The sequence below is a fragment of the Sphingorhabdus sp. EL138 genome (assembly GCF_900258045.1).
Taxonomy (GTDB): domain Bacteria; phylum Pseudomonadota; class Alphaproteobacteria; order Sphingomonadales; family Sphingomonadaceae; genus Parasphingorhabdus.
This window is the reverse complement of sequence record NZ_OGVD01000001.1, coordinates 266,508-286,750: the sequence shown is the minus strand read 5'-3', so window position 1 is coordinate 286,750 and position 20,243 is coordinate 266,508. Positions and strand designations below refer to the sequence as shown.

The following is a 20,243-nucleotide window of genomic DNA, read 5'->3' as shown; positions in this document are numbered from 1 at the left end:
GGGGATTATTCGTGCGCGTCATAAAATATGTTACAGGTTTCATAGCTTTTATCGCAATTTCCGCCGCGGCCAATGCCCAAGATCACAGCGAAGAACAGGCCGGCAGGCCGAAACTGGTCATAGCCATATCGGTGGACCAGTTTTCGTCCGATCTGTTCAGCGAATATCGCAGTACCTTTACCGGTGGCCTGAAACGTCTAGCAAGCGGCGCGGTCTTCCCATCGGGCTATCAGGGGCATGCCGCGACCGAAACCTGTCCGGGGCATGCAACCATCATGACCGGCGTTCATCCCGGGCGCGCTGGCATTATCGCCAATAACTGGATTGATCTGGGCGTGAAGCGCGAGGACAAAACCATTTATTGCGCAGAAGATGAACGGATTGAGGGTACGAGCTTTGGCAGCATCACGGCTGCGACGCAGGGCGACTATGTGGCCTCGGCATGGCACCTGCTGGTGCCGACATTGGGCGAGCGGTTAAAGACATTGTCACCTGATTCCCGCAATATGGCGGTGGCAGGCAAAGACCGTTCGGCCTTGATGATGGGCGGCAACGCGCCGGACATGATATTCTGGTGGCGGGGCGAAGGATTTGAAACCAAGCAAGGCGGCCTGATGCTGCCCGCGCTTGCCAAATTCAACGCGGATCTCAAGACGATGCTCGCCCGCCCGCGTGCGCCCATGGCGGTCCCGGCCCATTGCGAGACCCGCAACCGGGCGATTTCGGTTGACGCAGACCGTGCAGTGGGCACCTACCGGTTCCAGCGCCCTGAAAATGGCGGATCGATTTTCCGCGCGTCCCCCGATTTTGATGCCGCGATATTGGCGCTGGCGGCAAAAATGGTTCAGGATGAACGGCTCGGCACGTTTGAATTTACCGATGTCCTGAATATCGGGCTCTCTGCAACGGATTATGTCGGTCACGCCTTTGGCACCGGCGGGGTGGAAATGTGCATCAACCTGTCCGAGCTGGATAAGAATCTGGGACAGTTTTTCGATGCGCTGGACGAGATGGAGCGCGACTATCTGGTCGTTCTTACGGCGGACCATGGCGGCCATGACTTGCCGGAACGTTTGAAACAGCAAGGCGCGCCAAAGGCCCAGCGGGTTGATGCGGGGCTCAATGCAAAAGATATTGGCGCACAGGTCAAACAGGCGCTGTCGCTGACCGTTGAAGATCCGGTGCTTTATGCCGACAGTCCGTTCGGCGACTATTATGTCAGTTTGGCACTGGATGCCGATACCAGAGCCAAAGTGAAGGCCGAGGCAATCAAACAGATGCGTAATAACCCCCAGGTCCATGCGGTGTTTGATGGGGCGGATCTCGCCGCCATGCCGATGCCGCAGGGACCGGTTCAGGAATGGACTATGGAGGAAAGAGCGCGCGCTTCTTTTCATCCGGACCGGTCCGGTGATTTCATCGTGCTTTTGAAAAAATCGGTTACGCCGATTGCCACAGCCATGCGCGGCTATGTCGCGACCCATGGCAGCCCGTGGGAATATGACCGGCGTGTACCGATCCTGTTCTGGCGCAAGGGCATGAGCCATTTTGAACAGCCACTGGCGGTACAGACGGTCGATATCGCCCCGACCCTGGCCGCGATCATCGGCCTTGATGTTCCTGAAGGCGAATTTGACGGCCGCTGTCTGGATATTGACGGCGGTCCGGGGGATAGCTGTCGGTAGTTTTTATAGAGCGATGTGCTCCGCACTTGATGCGGAGCCCGGGATGGCTGTTCTTACGATCTACTCTAGGCTCCGCATCGAGTGCGGAGCACAATAGCTTCAAACTTACCGCCGTTCGTAGCGGGTCAGGCCCCGGCCCAGCCGGTTATTCGCGATGCGCATCTGGTCACCGCTCCAGTCGGCAACAAACCATGTGTTGCGCTCAACGCCTTTGGCGAGAGATGCGCTGTTTGAATGGATGTTGAGACCGGCAGCGCTGTGTTTTTTGCCCTCGGCAGCGACAGCGATAAAGGCGCTCCAGTTTTCCTTGTTCTCGCCCTGCACGAACACGTTGCCGCTGATCACGCCAGAGGCACCGGCCGGGAGGTCGATCATATAGTTGGTAGTGCGCCCCTGGGTATCGTCAAAACTGCTGTTGGTGACGGTGATCCGGGGTGCGCGGCTTTTCACATAATGACCGCCGCTGCCTTTTTCAAAACGGCTGTTGGTGACGCGCAGCGAGCCATAATCGCCAATATAGATGCTGTGCGCACAAGAAAGTCCGCGGTCACAGCGGCCCAGCCGCTGGAAAGTGGAGCGGTCAATGACAATGCTGCCACTGGCATCATCGGCGGTCAGCAAACCCTGTTCGGCGTTGCGAAACAGCGCATTGGTGATGGTCAGATTGCCACGTTCCAGCCTTATGCCCGCGCCATTGCCATCGGGCACGCGCTGGTTCTGAAAGATGATGCCGTCCACCATGGCCGCGCGCCCGCGCAGCACCAGTGATGCCTTGCCTTCGCAAATCCCGCCATCAAATATGGCTTGCCCGGCAATCTCGGCGCGATAGGTAATCTGTCCTTCGGTCTGGACTGCGCAATCACCATAGGCACCCGGTGCGATGACAATAGTGCCGCGGCGCGCGCCAATGGCTTCGACCGCCTCTGACAGGCTGTAAAAGCCCTGTCCGTTTTCCGCGACCGTAAACGGTGTGCTATCCTGTGCGTGCGCTGCCGCGCTGTTGGCGACAGCCAAAAGGCCTGCAAGAAGAGTTGGGACCGAAAATCTCACGTACGAAGCTCCTGAAAAACGCGGGTTATTTCAGTTTTTCCATAAAGCGGAGTACTTTTCAAAACAATATCAGGGATCACGCTGTCCCAGAGTGCGTCATCGCAGCGGCAATAAGTTAACGGCCCGAATATGGCCTCAACCCGATCTTTATTCATTCAGATTGGGCCGTAGCCATTGCCGCGCCCGATCAACCGAGACGCCGCGCCGCTGCGCATAATCCTCGACCTGATCTTCACTTATGCGCGCCACGCCGAAATAGTCGGCTTGCGGATGTGCAAAATAGAATCCGGAGACGGCGGCCGTGGGCGTCATCGCAAAACTGGTTGTCAGCTCAATACCTGTATGTTCGGTCGCGCTCAGCATATCGAACAATATCGGCTTCAGGCTGTGGTCCGGACAGGCAGGGTAGCCGGGGGCAGGGCGGATGCCCTGATATTGTTCCTTAATCAGCGCCTTGTTGTCCAGATCCTCGTCAGCTGCATAGCCCCACAGATCCTTGCGCACATGCTCGTGCATACGCTCGGCAAAGGCTTCGGCTAGTCGGTCGGCCAGCGCCTTCAACAGGATGCTGTTATAATCATCCTTGTCCGCTTCGAAGCGCGCGACATGCTCGTCAATGCCGTGCCCAGCGGTCACCGCAAAGCCGCCCATCCAGTCATCGGATGTATCGATAAAATCGGCGAGGCAGTTATTTGATTTGCCTGATCGCTTGCTGACCTGCTGGCGCAGCATGGGGAGGGCGATTTCCTCATTTTCCGGCGATACCATGATATCATCGCCATCCCGCCGTGCGCGCCACAGGCCAGCGACGCCTTTGGCGGTCAGCCATTTTTCGTCGATGATCCGGTCCAGCATTGCCTGTGCGTCTTTGTAAAGATCACTGGCGCTTTCCCCGACCACTTCGTCGGTCAGGATCGCCGGGAAGGTTCCGGCCAGCTCCCATGCGCGGAAAAACGGAGTCCAGTCGATATAGTCGCGCAGCTCCGCCAGATCCCAATCTTCATAGATATGCAGACCCGGCTTTTTCGGGGCAGGTGCTTTCTGCTCCATATCAATGGCAGCGCCATTGGCGCGGGCCTCGTCCAGAGTTGCCAGTTTCTTGGCCGTTTTGCCAGCACGTGCCTGACGCACTTGTTCATAATCCTCGCGGGTGCTGGCGATAAAATCTTCGGCCTGCGTTTCGCTGACCAGCTGCGAGGCGACCCCCACGGCGCGACTGGCGTCGAGCACATAGACAGTCGGGCCGGAATAGGCGGGTTCGATTCTTAAAGCCGTGTGAGTCTTGGACGTCGTCGCGCCACCGATCAGCAGCGGCATGGTCATCTTGGCGCGTTCCATCTCTTCCGAAACCGTGACCATTTCATCGAGCGACGGTGTGATCAGGCCGGACAGCCCAATCATGTCCGCATCGTTTTCATTGGCCGCTTTCAATATATCGGTCCACGGGACCATCACGCCGAGATCAATCACTTCAAAGCCATTGCACTGCAGCACGACGCCGACGATATTCTTGCCGATATCATGCACGTCGCCCTTGACGGTCGCCATGATGATCTTGCCCTTGCCCTTGGCGCCTTCTTCTTTTTCCTCTTCGATAAAGGGGAAGAGATGGGCGACGGCCTTCTTCATGACGCGTGCGGACTTGACCACTTGCGGCAGGAACATTTTTCCGGATCCGAACAGGTCACCGACGACGTTCATGCCGTCCATCAAAGGGCCTTCGATGACTTCGATCGGCCGCCCGCCGGCGTCCTTGACCGAAACCCGCATCTCTTCGGTGTCTTCGATGATATGGGCATCAATGCCTTTGACCAGCGCATGTTCGAGCCGTTTGACGACATCATAACCACGCCATTCGGCAGCGGCTTTTTCGGCTGCCTTGTCTGTACCACGGAATGTCTCGGCCAGTGTAATCAGCCGGTCGGTGGCATCGCCGCCCTCTTTGGGTTCGCGGTCCAGTATCACATCTTCACAATGCTCACGTAGGACGGGATCGATATCATCATAAATATCCAGCTGGCCAGCATTGACAATCGCCATATCGAGCCCGGCGGGTATGGCGTGATAGAGAAAGACGCTGTGCATCGCCCGGCGCACCGGTTCGTTGCCGCGAAAGCTGAAAGACAGGTTGGACAGTCCGCCTGAAAAATGCACATGCGGGCAGCGCGCCTTGATTTCGGCAACCGCTTCGATGAAATCCAGTCCGTAGCGGCGATGCTCGTCTATCCCGGTCGCCACCGCGAACACATTGGGATCGAAAATAATATCTTCTGGCGGAAATCCGATGTCGGTGAGCAGCTTATAGGCCCGCTCGCAAATCTCGACCTTGCGCTCTTTCGTATCCGCCTGCCCGGTTTCATCAAAGGCCATGACGACGACCGCAGCACCGTAGGCCATGCATTTGCGGGCATGGGCGAGGAATTCGGCTTCGCCTTCCTTCATTGAGATGGAATTGACAATCGGCTTGCCTGATACGCATTTCAGACCCGCTTCGATGACCGACCATTTGGAGCTGTCGATCATCACCGGTACGCGGGCAATATCGGGTTCTGCCGCGATCAGCTTGAGGAAGGTCGTCATCGCATTTTCCGCGTCGAGCAGGCCTTCATCCATGTTCACGTCGATAATCTGCGCGCCATTTTCAACCTGCTGGCGTGCGACTTCCACGGCGGCTTCATAGTCGTCATTGAGAATGAGCTTTTTGAACCGCGCGGACCCGGTAACATTGGTGCGTTCGCCGATATTGACGAATTGCGCGGAAGAGGGGGGTGTGGTCATTTGTTATATATTCCAAAAGCAAAAAGTCCGGCCAATACCGTTGCTACAGGCCAGATGAAAATTGCGTACCAGCCGAAAAATACGGCTCCGGATAGTAGTCCTGTCAAATCCGTTCCAAGTAAAATACAAGGAGATTTGGCACTAGCGGTGTAGGGATTGCACCCTGAAATTGATCCAATGGCAGAGCTAGCAAATGGCAGTATTATTGGCGAAGCCATGACCAACAAATAACCGATCAACAATAGCCGCATGTCGGGGTCATTCAGTTTCCGGAATCCAACGATAATCAATGCCGCCGGCCAGGTCGTTATAGCCAAAAATTGACCCCATCCCGCCAGCTGTCCCCCCAACAGGCTAAGCTGAGCTTCGGTATCACTACATTTGTTTTCAGTATATATCGTGCTCATTCTATGGTCGCATTCGGCCATACTGGTGAGCAATGATCCTGCAACGGTCAAAAAAATGGGAATCACTAGAATACTCAATTTAACTGCGCGTCTGTGGCGGTCTGAAAGCTTCATCACGCCGCCATGGTGAATGGCTCCAAGCCAGACAGACGTGTTTGCACCGCTGGCGAAACCGTAGCGCGGGGCTTGGCGTTCTCGACCACCTTGGCAATGGCGTCGATATGTTCCGGCGTTGTACCGCAGCAACCACCGACGATATTGACCAGACCGTCATCCAGCCACTCGCCAATTAGTGCGGCGGTTTGATCCGGCAATTCATCATATTCGCCCAGCTCGTTGGGCAGACCGGCATTGGGATAGGCCATGATGAGCGTATCGGCCTCCTTCGCCAACATCGCGAGATGCGGGCGCAATTGATCCGCGCCAAAGGAACAGTTGAGACCAATGGTCAGCGGTCTCAGGTGGCGCACCGCGTGCCAGAAAGCCTCGACCGTATGACCGGAGAGATTGCGGCCCGACAGGTCCGTCAGCGTCATCGAGATCATCAGCGGCACATCGCGATCACAAGCCTCGGCGGCTTCTTGCGCTGCCATGCCTGCGCATTTCGCGTTGAGGGTATCGAAGATTGTCTCGATCAACAGAAAATCGACGCCGCCTTCTATGAGGGCATCGCATTGCTCGCGATAGACGCCTTTCAGATAGTCAAAATCAATCTCGCGAAAACCGGGATCGTTGACGTCAGGAGACAGAGACAGCGTCTTGTTGGTCGGGCCGATGGAACCGGCAACAAAGCGTTTTTTGCCGTCTTTCGCCTCGGCCTTGTCACAGGCCCGGCGTGCGATTTCGGCGGATTTGATGTTGATATCCTTGACCAGATGTTCGCAGCCATAATCGGCCTGACTGATCTCGGTCGAGCTGAACGTGTTGGTTTCGACAATATCCGCGCCCGCTTCCAGATAGGCGGTATGAATGCTCTCGATAATATCCGGCCGGGTCAGGCTGAGCAGGTCATTATTGCCTTTCTGGTCGTCGGTCAGTTCCAGTGTGCCGCGATAGTCACGCTCGCCAAGGCCGTGATTCTGGATTGCGGTGCCGTATCCGCCGTCAAATACCAGAATGCGTTCCGCCGCTAAGGTGCGAAGCTGATCACCGGGATTTGTCATGCCGCTTTCTCCTGCGCTGCGCCGGATGGGCGTTTGCCGAGTAGATGGCAGATCGCGTAGCTCAGCTCCGCACGGTTGAGCGTGTAGAAATGGAACTGCCGGACGCCGCCGGCGTAAAGTTTGCGGCACAGTTCCGCCGCGACCGTTGCCGCGATCAGCTGGCGGGCGGACGGATGGTCATCCAGACCTTCGAACAAATCATTCATCCACACCGGAATTTCGGCACCGCACATACCCGCAAACTTCCGCGTTTGGGCGACGTTCGAAACGGGTAATATACCCGGTACCAATTCGGCATCAATGCCTGCCGCGCCCGCTGCATCCTGGAACCGGAAAAACGCCTCAGCGGTAAAGAAAAACTGCGTAATTGCACGGCTTGCACCGGCATCCAGCTTGCGCTTGAGATTGTCGAGATCGCTCTGCGGACAATTGGCCTCCGGATGCGTTTCCGGATAGGCCGCCACCGAAATCTCAAAAGGCGCAATGTCCTTAAGCCCTGCAACCAATTCCGCGGCACTATTATATCCTTCAGGATGCGGTTCGAAGGCCTGGCCTTCGGCTGGCGGGTCTCCGCGCAGGGCAACTATATGGCGCACACCGGCTTCCCAATAAGACTGCGCGACTTCGGCAATTTCCGCCTTACTGGCCCCGACACAGGTCAGATGTGCCGCCGCCGGAATGCGTGTTTCTTTGGCAATCCGTGCTACTGTAGCATGGGTTCGTTCGCGTGTTGATCCGCCAGCCCCATAGGTTACTGATACAAACCGGGGATTGAGTGGTTCCAAGGTCACAACACTGTCCCACAATGTCTGTTCCATTTTCTCCGATTTCGGTGGAAAAAACTCAAAGGAAACATCTGCATCACCGCTCAATCCGGCAAATAGTGGAACGTCCAGTGCCCGTTTCGCTTCCTCCAGTTCGTTCAAGCCCAAAGGTCTGGTATGTTCCGTCATAAGGTCGCTCTTTTTTGTTTTATATTTGTGGAAGATGCAGTGCGAGTACCGGTATGAATTTGTGAAAGGCCGGATTTGCGCCCCACCCATATTTTGACAGTCAGTTCGCCGCCATCAAGCGTTCTGCTTTGCACCATATCAATCTGAGAATCTGCGAACCAGCGTTTCATACTGTCGTCGGAAAAACCAAGCCGTGCATGTGCATGGGCGGACCGCAGCTCTTCACGGTCATGCGGTGCAAAATCCGCGATCATGACTGTTCCTCCATGGCGCAGCACTCTCGATACTTCTGCCAGAGCGGCTTCTGGATGCTGTGCATAATGTAGAACTTGATGCAATAGGACGCTGTCCACCTGATTGTCTTCAATCGGCAGGTTGTTAAAATCGCCAATTTTCAGTTCAGTTTTGCTGGTCAGTTCCGCCTGATCGGCTTTATCACCCAGTATCTTCGCCCGCGCCAGCCGCAACATTTCAGGGCTTTTGTCGAGAGCTGTGACTTTTTCGGAATTTGGTCCGAAAAGCTCAACCATCCTTCCTGTACCTGTACCGATGTCGAGCATATGTCCCAGATTAATGTCTTTGAGCAAGGCGAGCATGGCCTGCTCCACATCATCTTCTGGCAAGTGCAGTGATCGGATGGCATCCCATTCCTCAGCATGAGCCTCAAAATAGCGTTCCGCCATTTCAGCTCGCGCTTTGCGGACGAGGGATAGTTGCGCTTGATCACTAAGGGCCTGTTCTGACGTTACGACATTTTTCGCGCGAAAAAGGCGGCGCAGGACGTCGAGCTCGGGGGCCTGTCCAGGCCGAAGAAAAACCCAGCTTCCTTCCTTTCGGCGTTCTGCCAGGCCTGCTTCATCCAAAATCCGGATATGGCGAGAAATGCGAGGCTGGCTTTGCTCCAGGATTTGCGCGAGCTCCCCAACTGCAAGCTCCATCTTGAGCAATAACAGCATGATTCGAATCCGCGTAGGGTCAGCCAATGCTCTAAATATGGTCAGAATCTCATTCATTGGGGATGTCATATAAAGAATTCTTTATATGTAGTCAATCTAATAGATTTCTCAGGCCTTGATTCACAATTTCCTGATTTGCCGGGAAAAAAAACCTGCGAGAAGAGAGGCTAAGGATGTTCATTATTGCTATCCCTTTTTCAACCCGTTAATGAGGCGCTTCGTAAGCAGATCAAGGGAGTATTTCATCTGCTTGCGTGGTTTTTTGAGGAAAAAGTAAAGGGTTTACCCAATGAAAAAAGTTACAACATCAATCGCACTTGCTGCTGCGTTTAGCCTGGCTGCATGTTCCGGCGCTGCTGACAATGCAGAAGCTGGTGCTGAAGAAGCCGTAGAAGGCACAGAAGCAACTGCTGAAGAAGCTGCTGATGACGCAATGGATGCTGCTGAAGGTTCTGCAGACGCCATGGGCGAAGCTGCTGCTGAAGCGACCGAAGAAGCTGGCGATGCCGCTGAAGGTGCTGCTGAAGAAGCTACGGACGCCGCTGACGAAGCTGCTGGCGTTGCCGATAAGGCTGCCGACGCTGCTAAAGATGCTGCAGGCAAGATGATCGACAAAGGTGCTGACGCTGCGAAAAAAGCAGTCGAATAAGCCGCTTTTGGCATGAATTGAAAAAGGGCTGCCTTTTGGGCGGCCCTTTTTTTGGGCTAAAACGGCGATATCTTGGTTGCCCGGTTTGCAGATACCTCATAGAGAAAAAAGGAACCGTATGATGAAGACTCGATATTGCGGATTTTTAGGTTTCCTGCTTTTGGCGTCATGCGGACCCGCCCAGAATGATCCGGGTCCTGGCGGAGTAACGGTGGGGGAAGCAGAAGCATTGGATGCCGCTGCTGAAATGCTCGATGAACGAAATATGTCCTCTGAAGACGAATCAGGAGCTGCCGAAACAGCCCAATAATACTGGAATTTGCCTTCTATCGCCTGTGATAGCTGGCAACGGCCCGGGTCACAGCTTGCATCATCCGCATACGTTCAGGAATAGGAGCAGTGGTGTCGCCCAACATCACGGCGACTGCATAGCGGCTGCCATCGGGCGCGGTCATAATGCCTACGTCGTTGTAACCTGTTGAAGTACCACCCAAAACTTGACCGGTACCAGTTTTGTGGAGAAATTCCCAATCGGATGGAACACCGGCCTTCAGGCGTTTTGGGCCACTGCGTGTGCGTTTCAATATGGATTGCAGCAATTGTGTTGAGTTTGCTGACAGTAATTTTCCACGTGCGAGCTGATCCAAGGCATTAACGATCGCATCCGGGCTGGCGCCATCAATAGGATCGGCAAGATAGTCTGCCAGAGCTCGTCTGCGTGTTTCTATCGGCAGATTTGCCCGAGCCGTATAAAATTTACGGCCTTGAGACAGACTTTGATCCCATTTGAGGCCAGCGATTTGGCTTTGCATTAATCGTTCGCCGGGACCGAATTTGATCTTACCAAGCCGGCTACGGCGAATGAAATCGTTCACAGCCTCTGGACCACCGGCATGGCGCAGCAATGCATCATTTGCAGTATTGTCACTATAGGCCAAAGCCCTTTCCAACAGAGTGTAAACGCTTTTGACAACAGCGCCCTCGCGCTTCACCTCGGCAGCAAGTGGCTGGTAGAATAATGTCAGGTCGTCCGGACCGATACGGATAGAATCGGACAACGAGATTCGGCCCTGATCAACTTTGTCGAGTAGGGTCATCGCGACCCAAAGTTTCGAAACGCTTTGCTGAGGGAAATTCTGATCTGCCCGGTGGCCGATGCTCCAACCGCCATCAATGCTTTTAATTGCAATCCCCGTTTTACCGGGAAAAGTGCGCCATAATTCAGCTATTTGCCGTTCCAGTGCTGGACTGGGCCGGTTACGTGAGGGCGTCGTTTTTTTCCGCTGGGGTGGCGGAGGATTATAACGCGGGGAAGGATTTTCCGCGCGTTGATTGGGTGTTACCGGTCGGCCCTGAGATGGGGCGACGCATGCTGTCAGGATACTGACACAAATTACTACGATCAGCGTGCGAAAATAAATCATACAAATAAATCATTCCCTGTTTCGAATGACAGCAATCAAACACAGGATGCTGCTATCGAATGCAAACTATAGTTACTACGTAAGCATTATTCCCTGAACAGAGGCAAAACCGACCTTTGCGATGAACGATTCTGGACGTGCGACCAACTGCAGATATTACTTCTTGACCCCGAAATTCAAACGCCGGGTTACAGTGTAATCCAATATGTTCACTACAAAGTACGACAAGGTCCAGCGCAACCGATTGAGTATCCCCTTGCGGGCTTTGTGCAATTTGGTGGAAATCGGCAAGGCGTCGGTACACATCTGATCAACCAGTAAGCGCATGTGGTTGGCAAAGGCCTGATCCTCGATCCGAACCATCAGTTCGACATTGATGAAGAGGCTGCGAAGGTCAAAATTGGCAGAACCGATATAGACTGCATTATCGATGATCACCAACTTCACATGAAGCCTTTTGGGCTGATATTCGAAAATCCGTACGCCTCTTTTCAGCAAGTAGCCATAGAGCAGGCGGCTCGCCCCGATTGTCGCAGCATTGTCGGTTTTTCCGGGTAGAATGAGACGATCCTCGCCGCCGCGCTTGGAAAGGCGGGCAATCCGTCGCAGCAACCCTTGGCCAGGCGAAAAATATGCGCTGATCAGATCAAGTCGCTGGCCGCGCTCGAGATCCTTCTTTATCGCCCGCGCCCAGCGGCTGAGACGATTGCTTGGGCCGCCGAGCAGCCAGCGAAAATTGCCATCACCCGCATCCCACTGGCGAACCATTTTTTGCAGCAACCGGATATTGCCGTTATTGTTATGCACCCAATCTGACAGCAGGTTGTAATAGTCCGCCAGCTTGACGACTTCCGGACCATCAATGATGATGCCAAGATCAACCCAGCTTGTGTCGTCATGCTCTTTATCTTCGTCGGCTGGATGCTGATCGAAATATTGATTGGCAATGTTGAAGCCGCCAACCAGCGCGAGGCGGTCATCAGCGATCAGTATTTTCTGATGATTGCGAACAAAGTAGCTGGTCGAAAATCGCGGACTGAAAATCGCAAAATTTCCACCTGCTTGCTCAAACGGATCGAAAAACCCCCTGGGCGCGCCGTTGGAACCAAAACTGTCGACCATCAACTCCACTTTGACACCGCGATTGCAGGCATCGACAAGGCCATTGAGAATGATCTTGCCGACATCATCGCCCTCGAACATATAGAAAAATAGCTTCAGCTTTTGGCTTGCCTTTTTGATAAGTCTGATCACCGCCTGCAAACGATCTTCTGGAAGATAAACCGGCTTTAACCTGTTGCCGCCGACGTCAAACCATTCACTATCATCAAAAATACGCGCAGCACTATTGTCCGAGACTGGATGGGTTGCAGGGGTATCCATGATTTGCGCATAGATTATTCGCCCTGAACCGACAATTGCTTAACCCCGCAGCGCACCGGTCAGCCGATCCAATTTGTTGACAAAAGCGGGCACAAACCCTAGATGCGTGGCTCTTTTCATGAATTTTAGAGAATCAGGAGCGCCTTATGGCTCGCGTTACCGTTGAAGATTGCGTTGATAAAGTCACCAATCGGTTTGATTTGGTCCTATTTGCAGCGCAGCGTGCACGTGAGATTTCCGGCGGTGCTGAACTGACGATCGATCGCGACCGTGATAAAAATCCGGTTGTTTCGCTGCGTGAAATTGCAGAGGAAACGATCAAGCCAAAGGATCTGGAAGAAAGCCTTGTTCAGTCGCTGCAAAAGGTGCAGATTGATGATGACGACACGCCGGATGAGATTGGTTCGATCAGCCAGTCAGCCGAGGCGTTGCGCCTTACTGCTGCTGCCCCACCGCGGAGCGCTGGCGTATCAAATGACTATGGCCGTCGCTGATAGCCATATTAGTCTGACTTAAAAACCGGGCGGCGCTCTTCGACGGAGTTGCCGCCTGTTTTTTTGGCATCCTTGTTCCGCGAAAACGGTATCAGAAGGCTCCAGATGAGCTTGTCTGGCTTGCTGTCCTGATATTCGGACAGGCCAATGGTCATATCATCGTGCCCCTTTTCCGGCTGCGCAATATAGGTTCCGAACATGCGGTCCCAGATGGTCAGGAAGAAACCATAATTGCTGTTGGTCTCCCGCTCTATGACCGAATGATGCACGCGGTGCATGTCCGGGGTCACGATGAACAGTCGCAGCAACCGGTCAAAGCCAAGCGGCAATCTTACATTGGCATGATTGAACATGGAGGCGGCGTTCAGCACGACCTCGAACAGGAATACGGCGAAAGCAGCTGGCCCGATCAACGCAATACAGAGTAGTTTATAGGCCATGGACAAGACGGCTTCTACAGGATGAAACCGTGCGCCACTGGTTACATCAAGGTCGCGGTCAGCATGATGAACTTTGTGAACGCGCCAAAAGATCGGGACTTTGTGGAATGCGACATGCTGGGCATAGATGAGCATGTCGAGCAGCAGGAAGGCGATGATAATCTCAATCCAGACAGGTAGATCGGCTATGGCGAGTAGTCCCCAACCGCGCGCGTCGGCATAGTGAGCCATCCCGACCGCCAATATCGGCATGATGAGACGCAGGGCAAACGTATTGATAACGACCAGCGATATGTTGGTGAACCAGCGCATGCCTTTTGCCGCGACGCGCGTTTTGCGCGGCATTGCAATTTCAAGCAGGGCCATGATCAGGAATATGCCGGCAAAGGCGGTTAACCTGATGACCGCTTCATGTTGTTCGACAAAGAGCATATGCTTTTGTTGCAGTTAACACAAAAGAGCGCAAGGCGGTGCCTGTAAACATCCAAACATCATATCCGGCTGATGTCCGATCCATTGCCAAAATTGTTCAGGTCAATCGCCCGTCTCGTCACTGTCTTCCGGAGACTGCTTGCGCGAACAAAAGCCGTGACAAGCCTGCGCACAATCATCACCGTCCTGCCCTTCCGGGTCCATTGGGACGGAGACAGTTCTGGTAACCCCATCTGCGCCGCATATTGACAGGCTCATCATGCCGCTGGCCGGCGCCAGCGGGGCAACAGCCAGCATCGCTATCGCGACCCCTGAAAGCGCGGTTGCGCTATGCTGTTTATGCTTTGTCATGTTTCTCATCCATCTTGTCATCATCCTGTGCGGCGGCCGCTTGCGCTTCATCATCAATCAACACGCGCTGTGCTGCTCCATCAAGGTCCTCAAACTGGCCGTTGCGCATGGCCCAGAAGAAAAAGGCGAGGCCCGAAAGACCCATCAACAGAGCAACGGGGATCAGGATGGCCAAGCCACTCATTTTGCAGCTCCGTTCAATCGCAATGCATTACCAACTACGATCAGCGATGAAAGTGACATGGCAATAGCCGCGATCAAAGGTGTGACCATGCCGGTCAAGGCTAGCGGAACCGCCAATATGTTATAGCCAATGGCAAGAACAAAATTCTGTCGGACAATCTGCATCGTGCGCTGAGCAGTTTGTACCGCCAGCGCCACCGGGAAAAAGGAATCGCTTGTAAAAACGGCGTCCGCCGCTTGTTGCCCGACATCGCTGGCGGAACCCGGCGCAATCGAGACATGGGCAGCGGCAAGGGCCGGACCGTCGTTCAGGCCATCGCCAACCATCAACACCTTGTAACCGCTGGCACTGAGCTTCGAAATCAAATGCAACTTGTCCTGGGGACTGGCGCTTGCCTGAGCCGTCAGGCCGACGGCGCGAGAAATTTTCGCAACCGAGGCAGCATTATCGCCGGATATAATGGTCCCGGGCAGACCAAGCTGGTTCAGCCGGTCAATCGTGCTGACAGCATCGGGACGAACATCATCCTGCAATTCTATGGCAAAATGCTCGTCGCCAATCGTCAATTGGCAGGAAAGATGATCTTCTACCTTAACCGGTTTCCCAAGCGCAACGTGGGCGCCGCTCCAAGACGCCGACATACCCTCGCCCGGCACTTCTTCAACCGCATCCAGATTGGCAGGGGTGATGTCTCCAGCCCGCAGCGCATTGCGGATCCCCTTGCTGACAGGGTGATTGCTGGCCTGAGCGAGCGCCAGCGCAACCTGTTTCTGGGGGGGAGAGAGATGATCGAGATTCAGCGGCACTGGGCGGCCGAGGGTCAGCGTTCCGGTCTTGTCAAACAGCACACGGTCAGCCTCAGCCAGTCGTTCCAGGGCGCTACCATCCTTGATCATAACCCCCTTGCGCAACAGCGCACCGGATGCGACCACTTGCGCCGCGGGAACTGCCAGTCCCAAGGCGCAGGGGCAGGTGATGATCAGCACCGCCACGGAAATCAGCAAAGACTGGTGCCAGCCGACCCCGGCAAACATCCAGAATATAAAAGCCAGTAACGCCAGGCTGTGCACGGCCGGCGCATAATAGCGCGCCGCCTTGTCCGCGACCCGTACATAAAAGGAGCGCTGTTGTCCGGCTTCATCCATTAACCGCGCAATGTCGGACAGGCTGGTATCCTCGCCCGCCGCTGTAATCCGCACAGTCACCGGCGCGGTCAGGTTCAGCGTTCCGGCAAGCACCAGATCACCTGATACCTTATGTTGCGGCTCGCTCTCACCGGTCATCAGGGCAAAGTCAAAATTACTACTGCCTTGTTCAATCACGCCGTCGGCAGCAAGATTATCGCCCGCCGCGACCACCATACGCATATCCGGGCGCAGCTCCTTGGACGTGATCCAGCGGGTCGTGCCATCGCCGTTTAACACCATCGCGCCCGGTGCGGTCTGTTTCAGCAGTGCCGATATGCCCTCACGCGCGCGGTCTCGCATCATGCCGTCGAGCACCCGTCCAGCGAGCAGGAAAAAGATCAACATTACCACACTTTCAAAATAGGCATGCGCGCCGCTGGTCATGGTTTCGAAAAGGCTGAGGCCAGTGGCGAGGATGATACCAATCGTTATCGGTACATCCATATTGGTGCGACCGTAACGCAGTGCCATGAAGGCGGAACTGAAAAAGGGCCGTCCGGAATAGAGGATCACTGGTATTGCGATCAACGCCGATATCCAGTGGAACATATCTCGGGTGGTTCCCATCGCACCAGACCAGACACTGACCGACAATAACATGATGTTCATCATGCCAAACCCGGCCACGGCGAGTGCGCGGATCAGCTTGTCCGTGCCGCCTTTTTCTTCTGCGAGAGGATTGTCCGCCAATATCTGCGCATCAAAGCCCAGCCGCTCAATTTTTTGCTTGATAGCATCTTCGCGAAGGCCGGGCAGATGGGAGACCGCAACCTGTTTGGTCGAAAAATTGACCCGGGCCGACAATATGTCATCCTCGCCGGCCAAGCCGTTTTCGATCTTCGAGATGCACCCGGCACAGCGGATGGCGGGCACGGCAAAACGCGAGACAATATTGTCCACGCTATCGGCCTTTGCGGCATCAAGATCGGTGACGGCGTTCAAAATATTTCCTGTGCCAGCGCCATTTTATTGCCGCGATGCAGGATTGTGATCCGCAATTTCCAGCGTCCTTCCGGCAAGACGCCACGGCTGATATATGTTCCGGTCTGGTCTTGCTTAAAATGCAGGGTGATCGGGTCGGTTCGCCCAACCGGATGTTCCGCAACCGCTATGATCTGTGCATCCTCTAGCTGTGTATTGTCGGCCTTCAGGACAGTCATGGCTACTTTTTCCTGAAGACGGATGACCTTCGAGCTAGTCCAACCATGAGCCTGTTGTTTGCGGGCTTCCTCTAGCCAGGTGTTGTACTTCTGGCTGGCAACATAAGTGTTGTCGACCAAAGTGCCGCTAAAAGTCGAGACAGCGAAGCGCGCCATGACCATGTTCACCGCGACAACCACTACGAAAAAGGCAACGATCATGGCCGTGGCATGATAGCCAGTAAAATTCTTAGGTTTGATGGGTTCGGGGGTCATTCAGCACTCTCCGGGCGTTCAAAAAAGACGTTGTGGCTATCCTGCGCTGTCCGGTCATCTGCGGCCTCGACGGTCAGTACAAATTCTTCCCGTTCAGGCCCGACACCAGGTGCCGCAACAAATAGCCTAACCCTGCCGACGCTGTCAGCCGGGACCTCGACCGTTACGGTCTGGCCAGCTGTCTCCCGCGATCCTTCACCTGACCATAGCACAGCCTGTCCGAGGCCTGACATGGAAATTTCCATCGTGCGTGGCCGGTTCTCCATATTTCGCAAATTGGCGGTATAGGCGTTGCGGACAGCGCCGTCAGCGAGCTGTACATAGAGCGGATTGCGATCATGATTGGCACTGATATCAATACGCGTGCGGTTGCCGACGGCAAAGAGCATTGCGAGACCAATTGCACCCCAGACAGAGAAATAGAGGAGAGTACGCGGACGAAAGAGTGTTTTCAGGACCGGGGTATGGGATTGGCCGGCCTTTTCCAACTCGGCATCTTCTTCTGTGACATAGTCAATCAATCCGCGTGGACGACCCACTTGATCCATTACCTTGTCACAGGCATCAATGCACAGAGCACACGTTATGCAGCCAATTTGCGGTCCTTCGCGTATATCAATTCCAGTCGGGCAGACTGCAACGCATTGATTGCAGTCGATACAGTCACCAAAGCTGCCGGGCTGTGCTTCGGCTTTTTTGACACTGCCACGAGGCTCGCCGCGCCAGTCCTTGTAAGTCACCGTCAGTGACTTTTCGTCCATCATTGCGGCTTGAATCCGCGGCCAGGGACACATGTAGACGCACACTTGTTCACGCATGAAACCGCCAAAAATAAATGTCGTCGCTGTCAAAACGCCGACGGTGGCATAAGCGACAAAGGCCGCTTCGCCCGAAAAGAAGTCCCCTGCCAGGGTCGGGGCGTCGGCAAAATAGAATATCCACGCACCGCCAGTGGCCAATGCAACCAGCAACCATATTGTCCACTTGCTCAACCGTTTGAATATTTTCTTTGGTCCCCAGGGGGCGTCCTGCAAACGAAATTGAGCATTGCGGTCGCCGTCAATCGCACGCTCGATATGCTGGAACAGATCTGTCCAGACCGTCTGCGGGCATGAATAGCCACACCACGCCCGGCCCACTGCAGAAGTGACCAGAAACAGGCCAATGCCCGCCATGACCAGCATGCCAGCCACATAGTAAAATTCATGCGGCCAGATTTCGATCCCGAACATGAAAAAGCGGCGGTTCGCCAAATCGACCAATACCGCCTGATCCGGCGCGTAAGGACCGCGATCCCAACGAATCCAAGGGGTGATGTAGTAGATCGCCAACGTCACCGCCATGATCGCCCATTTCAGCCGTCGGAACGTACCATCTACTGCCTTGGGATAAACGCCCTTGCGCTTTTCATAAAGCTGCAGTTGCGGATCAAGAATTTCGTTAGGATTGCTCATCTACCGGAGTCTCCGCCTCAGTGGCTATTGCCGCTTGCTCAGTCGCAGTATCCTCTGATACCGGCGCAGCTTCGCCGCCACCCAGTGAATGTACGTAGGCCGTCAGCATCCTGATAGTCGCTGCATCCAACCGATGGCCCCAGCGTGGCATTACACCATAACGACTATTAGTGATCGTGTCAGTCAGCGAGGCACGATCCAGACCATAAAGATTGATGGCGTCGGTCAGGTTGGGTGCGCCCTGCGTTCGGTCGCCTTTGGCATCATTGCCATGACATACCGTGCAATTGATCTCAAACAGTGCCGCACCCCGGTTTGACGATGCGCTTTGTTGTTCGCGATCACTGAGCACCCGGACATAGGAAACCAGATCCTGAATTTCATTCGATTGCAATATCCCGTCCCGGCCAAAAGCGGGCATCTGGGAAAAACGCGTTTCATCATGGTCGGGATTACGGATGCCGTGGACCAGCGTATATTCAATCGCTTCCATATCCCCGCCCCAAAGCCATTCGTCGTCATTCAGATTGGGATAGCCCTTGGAACCCGCAGCGCCTGAGCCATGGCATTGCACACAGTGGACTTTAAAAGCGGAACGGCCGCCCTGTACTGCTTCATTGAGCAGTTCTGGATTGTTGGGCAAGTCATGGATGTCTGTTTTTACCAGAGCTTGCCGGATCGGTTCCAACTCGGCTTCACGAGCTGCCAATGCCTTTTGATAGTCGCCGCGACTGGACCAGCCGAGTACGCCTTCGGTTGCGCTGTTGACCATTGGCCATGCCGGATAAAGCACAACATAGACGAGACCCCAGATAATTGTCGCATATAGAGTCCACAGCCACCAGCGCGGCATGGGGGTATCGAGTTCCTCAATACCATCCCATTCATGGCCAACCGTCTGGGTGCCCGTTGCTTCGTCAATTCTCTGTTTATCAACCATCTTCGTGATCCTCTTCAAAGATCATATGCGCCGCTTCTTCGTGTTTTCGTCCCGATCCAGGCCGGAAGGTCCAGCCGATCATGGTCAGGAAAATAATGCCCAGAAACAGCAACCCCCAACTATCCGCAAAATGCCTGAGTGCCTCATAACTCATCGCGGTTGCTCCTGTGCCTCGCCTGCTTCAAAATCGACAAGCGTGCCGATCATCTGCAAATAGGCCACGAGCGCATCCATCTCTGTCAACCGGTCAGGGTCGCCGTCAAAATCGCGAACTTGCGCTTTAGGGTAGCGTTTCTCCAAATCGGTAGTTGATGCTGTTGGATCGGCCTGCGCCATCAAATCATCGTTGGCCGCCGCAATCGCTTCGTCAGTATAGGGAACGCCGACACGACGCTGAGCCGTCAGATGCTTGACCATATCACCAGCTTTCAGATCTTTCTCAGCCAGAAACGCGTAAGGCGGCATGATCGATTCCGGCACCACCGAGCGGGGATCAATCAGATGCTGGACATGCCATTCATCCGAATATCGTCCACCAACCCTGGCCAGATCGGGGCCGGTTCGTTTGGAACCCCACTGGAAAGGATGGTCATACATGCTTTCCGCCGCCAGACTGTAGTGACCATAGCGCTCCACCTCATCGCGGAAAGGTCTTACCATCTGGCTGTGACAACTGTAGCAGCCTTCTCGTATGTAGATGTTGCGCCCTGCCAGTTCGAGCGGGGTATAGGGCCGTACGCCTTCGACTTTCTCAATCGTGTTATCGATCCAGAAGAGCGGTGCGATCTCGACGATCCCGCCAATCGCTACAGTGACAAAGGCGGCCAGACCCAGCAGGGTGACGTTGCGTTCGAGTTTCTTGTGATGTTTAGCAAAACCGGACATGTTCTCGCCTCCC

The 20,243-nt window shown here is 54.6% G+C and carries 21 protein-coding genes; 4 read left to right on the top strand and 17 right to left on the bottom strand.

The annotated features are described in order from the left end of the window. The first annotated feature begins 11 nt into the window (after window positions 1-11). Window positions 12-1,685: an alkaline phosphatase family protein gene (locus DK507_RS01340; RefSeq protein ID WP_254054218.1), complete on the top strand. Its 1,674-nt coding sequence runs from the start codon at window positions 12-14 to the stop codon at window positions 1,683-1,685. Between the two features lie 105 nt (window positions 1,686-1,790). On the opposite strand, the gene DK507_RS01335 is transcribed toward DK507_RS01340, so the two are convergent. The 6 genes from DK507_RS01335 to DK507_RS01310 all read right to left on the bottom strand — a co-directional run bounded on the left by DK507_RS01335 (window position 1,791) and on the right by DK507_RS01310 (window position 9,049). After that, window positions 1,791-2,735, bottom strand: coding sequence for a right-handed parallel beta-helix repeat-containing protein (locus DK507_RS01335; RefSeq protein WP_109354252.1), 945 nt, complete (start codon window positions 2,733-2,735; stop codon window positions 1,791-1,793). 147 nt (window positions 2,736-2,882) lie between these two features. After that, window positions 2,883-5,513, bottom strand: a complete 2,631-nt coding sequence (gene metH / locus DK507_RS01330; RefSeq protein ID WP_109354250.1) for a methionine synthase — start codon at window positions 5,511-5,513, stop codon at window positions 2,883-2,885. After that, window positions 5,510-6,034 carry a hypothetical protein gene (locus DK507_RS01325; RefSeq protein ID WP_109354249.1) on the bottom strand — a complete coding sequence of 175 codons (525 nt, stop codon included), beginning with the start codon at window positions 6,032-6,034 and terminating at the stop codon, window positions 5,510-5,512. Before DK507_RS01325 ends, metH begins: the two co-directional genes overlap by 4 nt. Then, window positions 6,034-7,083 (bottom strand): homocysteine S-methyltransferase family protein, encoded by a 1,050-nt coding sequence (locus tag DK507_RS01320; RefSeq protein WP_109354247.1) that lies wholly within the window; start codon window positions 7,081-7,083, stop codon window positions 6,034-6,036. The genes DK507_RS01325 and DK507_RS01320 overlap by 1 nt, the downstream gene beginning before the upstream one ends. Further along, a complete protein-coding gene (gene metF, locus DK507_RS01315) occupies window positions 7,080-8,036 on the bottom strand; it encodes a methylenetetrahydrofolate reductase (protein WP_109354244.1) in 957 nt (318 codons plus the stop codon). Before metF ends, DK507_RS01320 begins: the two co-directional genes overlap by 4 nt. Then, complete coding sequence (locus tag DK507_RS01310) at window positions 8,033-9,049, bottom strand: metalloregulator ArsR/SmtB family transcription factor (protein ID WP_109354242.1); 1,017 nt, start codon at window positions 9,047-9,049, stop codon at window positions 8,033-8,035. The genes metF and DK507_RS01310 overlap by 4 nt, the downstream gene beginning before the upstream one ends. A 232-nt stretch (window positions 9,050-9,281) precedes the next feature. Between DK507_RS01310 and DK507_RS01305 the strand changes: the two genes are divergently transcribed. Both DK507_RS01305 and DK507_RS01300 read left to right on the top strand, forming a co-directional pair. Next, the gene (locus DK507_RS01305) at window positions 9,282-9,641 is read left to right on the top strand and encodes a hypothetical protein (RefSeq protein WP_109354241.1); all 360 of its coding nucleotides are present in this window, start codon (window positions 9,282-9,284) and stop codon (window positions 9,639-9,641) included. Between the two features lie 118 nt (window positions 9,642-9,759). After that, window positions 9,760-9,951 (top strand): hypothetical protein, encoded by a 192-nt coding sequence (locus tag DK507_RS01300; protein ID WP_254054217.1) that lies wholly within the window; start codon window positions 9,760-9,762, stop codon window positions 9,949-9,951. A 16-nt stretch (window positions 9,952-9,967) separates the two neighbouring features. Here DK507_RS01300 and bla read toward each other — a convergent pair whose 3' ends face one another. After that, window positions 9,968-11,065, bottom strand: coding sequence for a class A beta-lactamase (gene bla / locus DK507_RS01295; RefSeq protein WP_109354239.1), 1,098 nt, complete (start codon window positions 11,063-11,065; stop codon window positions 9,968-9,970). A gap of 156 nt (window positions 11,066-11,221) precedes the next feature. Then, window positions 11,222-12,448, bottom strand: a complete 1,227-nt coding sequence (locus DK507_RS01290) for a phosphatidylserine/phosphatidylglycerophosphate/cardiolipin synthase family protein (protein ID WP_109354238.1) — start codon at window positions 12,446-12,448, stop codon at window positions 11,222-11,224. A 146-nt stretch (window positions 12,449-12,594) separates the two neighbouring features. Between DK507_RS01290 and rpoZ the strand changes: the two genes are divergently transcribed. Next, complete coding sequence (rpoZ, locus tag DK507_RS01285) at window positions 12,595-12,942, top strand: DNA-directed RNA polymerase subunit omega (protein WP_109354237.1); 348 nt, start codon at window positions 12,595-12,597, stop codon at window positions 12,940-12,942. Window positions 12,943-12,950: 8 nt separating this feature from the next. On the opposite strand, the gene DK507_RS01280 is transcribed toward rpoZ, so the two are convergent. From DK507_RS01280 to ccoO, 9 genes are all read right to left on the bottom strand, one after another. Next, window positions 12,951-13,814 (bottom strand): sterol desaturase family protein, encoded by an 864-nt coding sequence (locus tag DK507_RS01280; protein ID WP_109354236.1) that lies wholly within the window; start codon window positions 13,812-13,814, stop codon window positions 12,951-12,953. Between the two features lie 102 nt (window positions 13,815-13,916). Further along, window positions 13,917-14,165 (bottom strand): hypothetical protein, encoded by a 249-nt coding sequence (locus DK507_RS01275; protein ID WP_109354235.1) that lies wholly within the window; start codon window positions 14,163-14,165, stop codon window positions 13,917-13,919. Continuing rightward, window positions 14,152-14,349 (bottom strand): cbb3-type cytochrome oxidase assembly protein CcoS, encoded by a 198-nt coding sequence (gene ccoS / locus DK507_RS01270; protein WP_109354233.1) that lies wholly within the window; start codon window positions 14,347-14,349, stop codon window positions 14,152-14,154. The genes DK507_RS01275 and ccoS overlap by 14 nt, the downstream gene beginning before the upstream one ends. Beyond that, window positions 14,346-16,478 carry a heavy metal translocating P-type ATPase gene (locus DK507_RS01265; protein ID WP_109354231.1) on the bottom strand — a complete coding sequence of 711 codons (2,133 nt, stop codon included), beginning with the start codon at window positions 16,476-16,478 and terminating at the stop codon, window positions 14,346-14,348. The genes ccoS and DK507_RS01265 overlap by 4 nt, the downstream gene beginning before the upstream one ends. Further along, a complete protein-coding gene (locus DK507_RS01260; RefSeq protein WP_109354230.1) occupies window positions 16,475-16,951 on the bottom strand; it encodes a FixH family protein in 477 nt (158 codons plus the stop codon). Before DK507_RS01260 ends, DK507_RS01265 begins: the two co-directional genes overlap by 4 nt. Beyond that, window positions 16,948-18,405: a cytochrome c oxidase accessory protein CcoG gene (gene ccoG / locus DK507_RS01255; RefSeq protein WP_109354229.1), complete on the bottom strand. Its 1,458-nt coding sequence runs from the start codon at window positions 18,403-18,405 to the stop codon at window positions 16,948-16,950. The genes DK507_RS01260 and ccoG overlap by 4 nt, the downstream gene beginning before the upstream one ends. Beyond that, window positions 18,392-19,345 carry a cytochrome-c oxidase, cbb3-type subunit III gene (gene ccoP, locus DK507_RS01250; protein WP_109354228.1) on the bottom strand — a complete coding sequence of 318 codons (954 nt, stop codon included), beginning with the start codon at window positions 19,343-19,345 and terminating at the stop codon, window positions 18,392-18,394. Before ccoP ends, ccoG begins: the two co-directional genes overlap by 14 nt. Beyond that, window positions 19,338-19,499 carry a cbb3-type cytochrome c oxidase subunit 3 gene (locus DK507_RS01245; RefSeq protein WP_109354225.1) on the bottom strand — a complete coding sequence of 54 codons (162 nt, stop codon included), beginning with the start codon at window positions 19,497-19,499 and terminating at the stop codon, window positions 19,338-19,340. Before DK507_RS01245 ends, ccoP begins: the two co-directional genes overlap by 8 nt. Continuing rightward, window positions 19,496-20,230 carry a cytochrome-c oxidase, cbb3-type subunit II gene (gene ccoO / locus DK507_RS01240; RefSeq protein WP_109354224.1) on the bottom strand — a complete coding sequence of 245 codons (735 nt, stop codon included), beginning with the start codon at window positions 20,228-20,230 and terminating at the stop codon, window positions 19,496-19,498. Before ccoO ends, DK507_RS01245 begins: the two co-directional genes overlap by 4 nt. Window positions 20,231-20,243 lie beyond the last annotated feature (13 nt).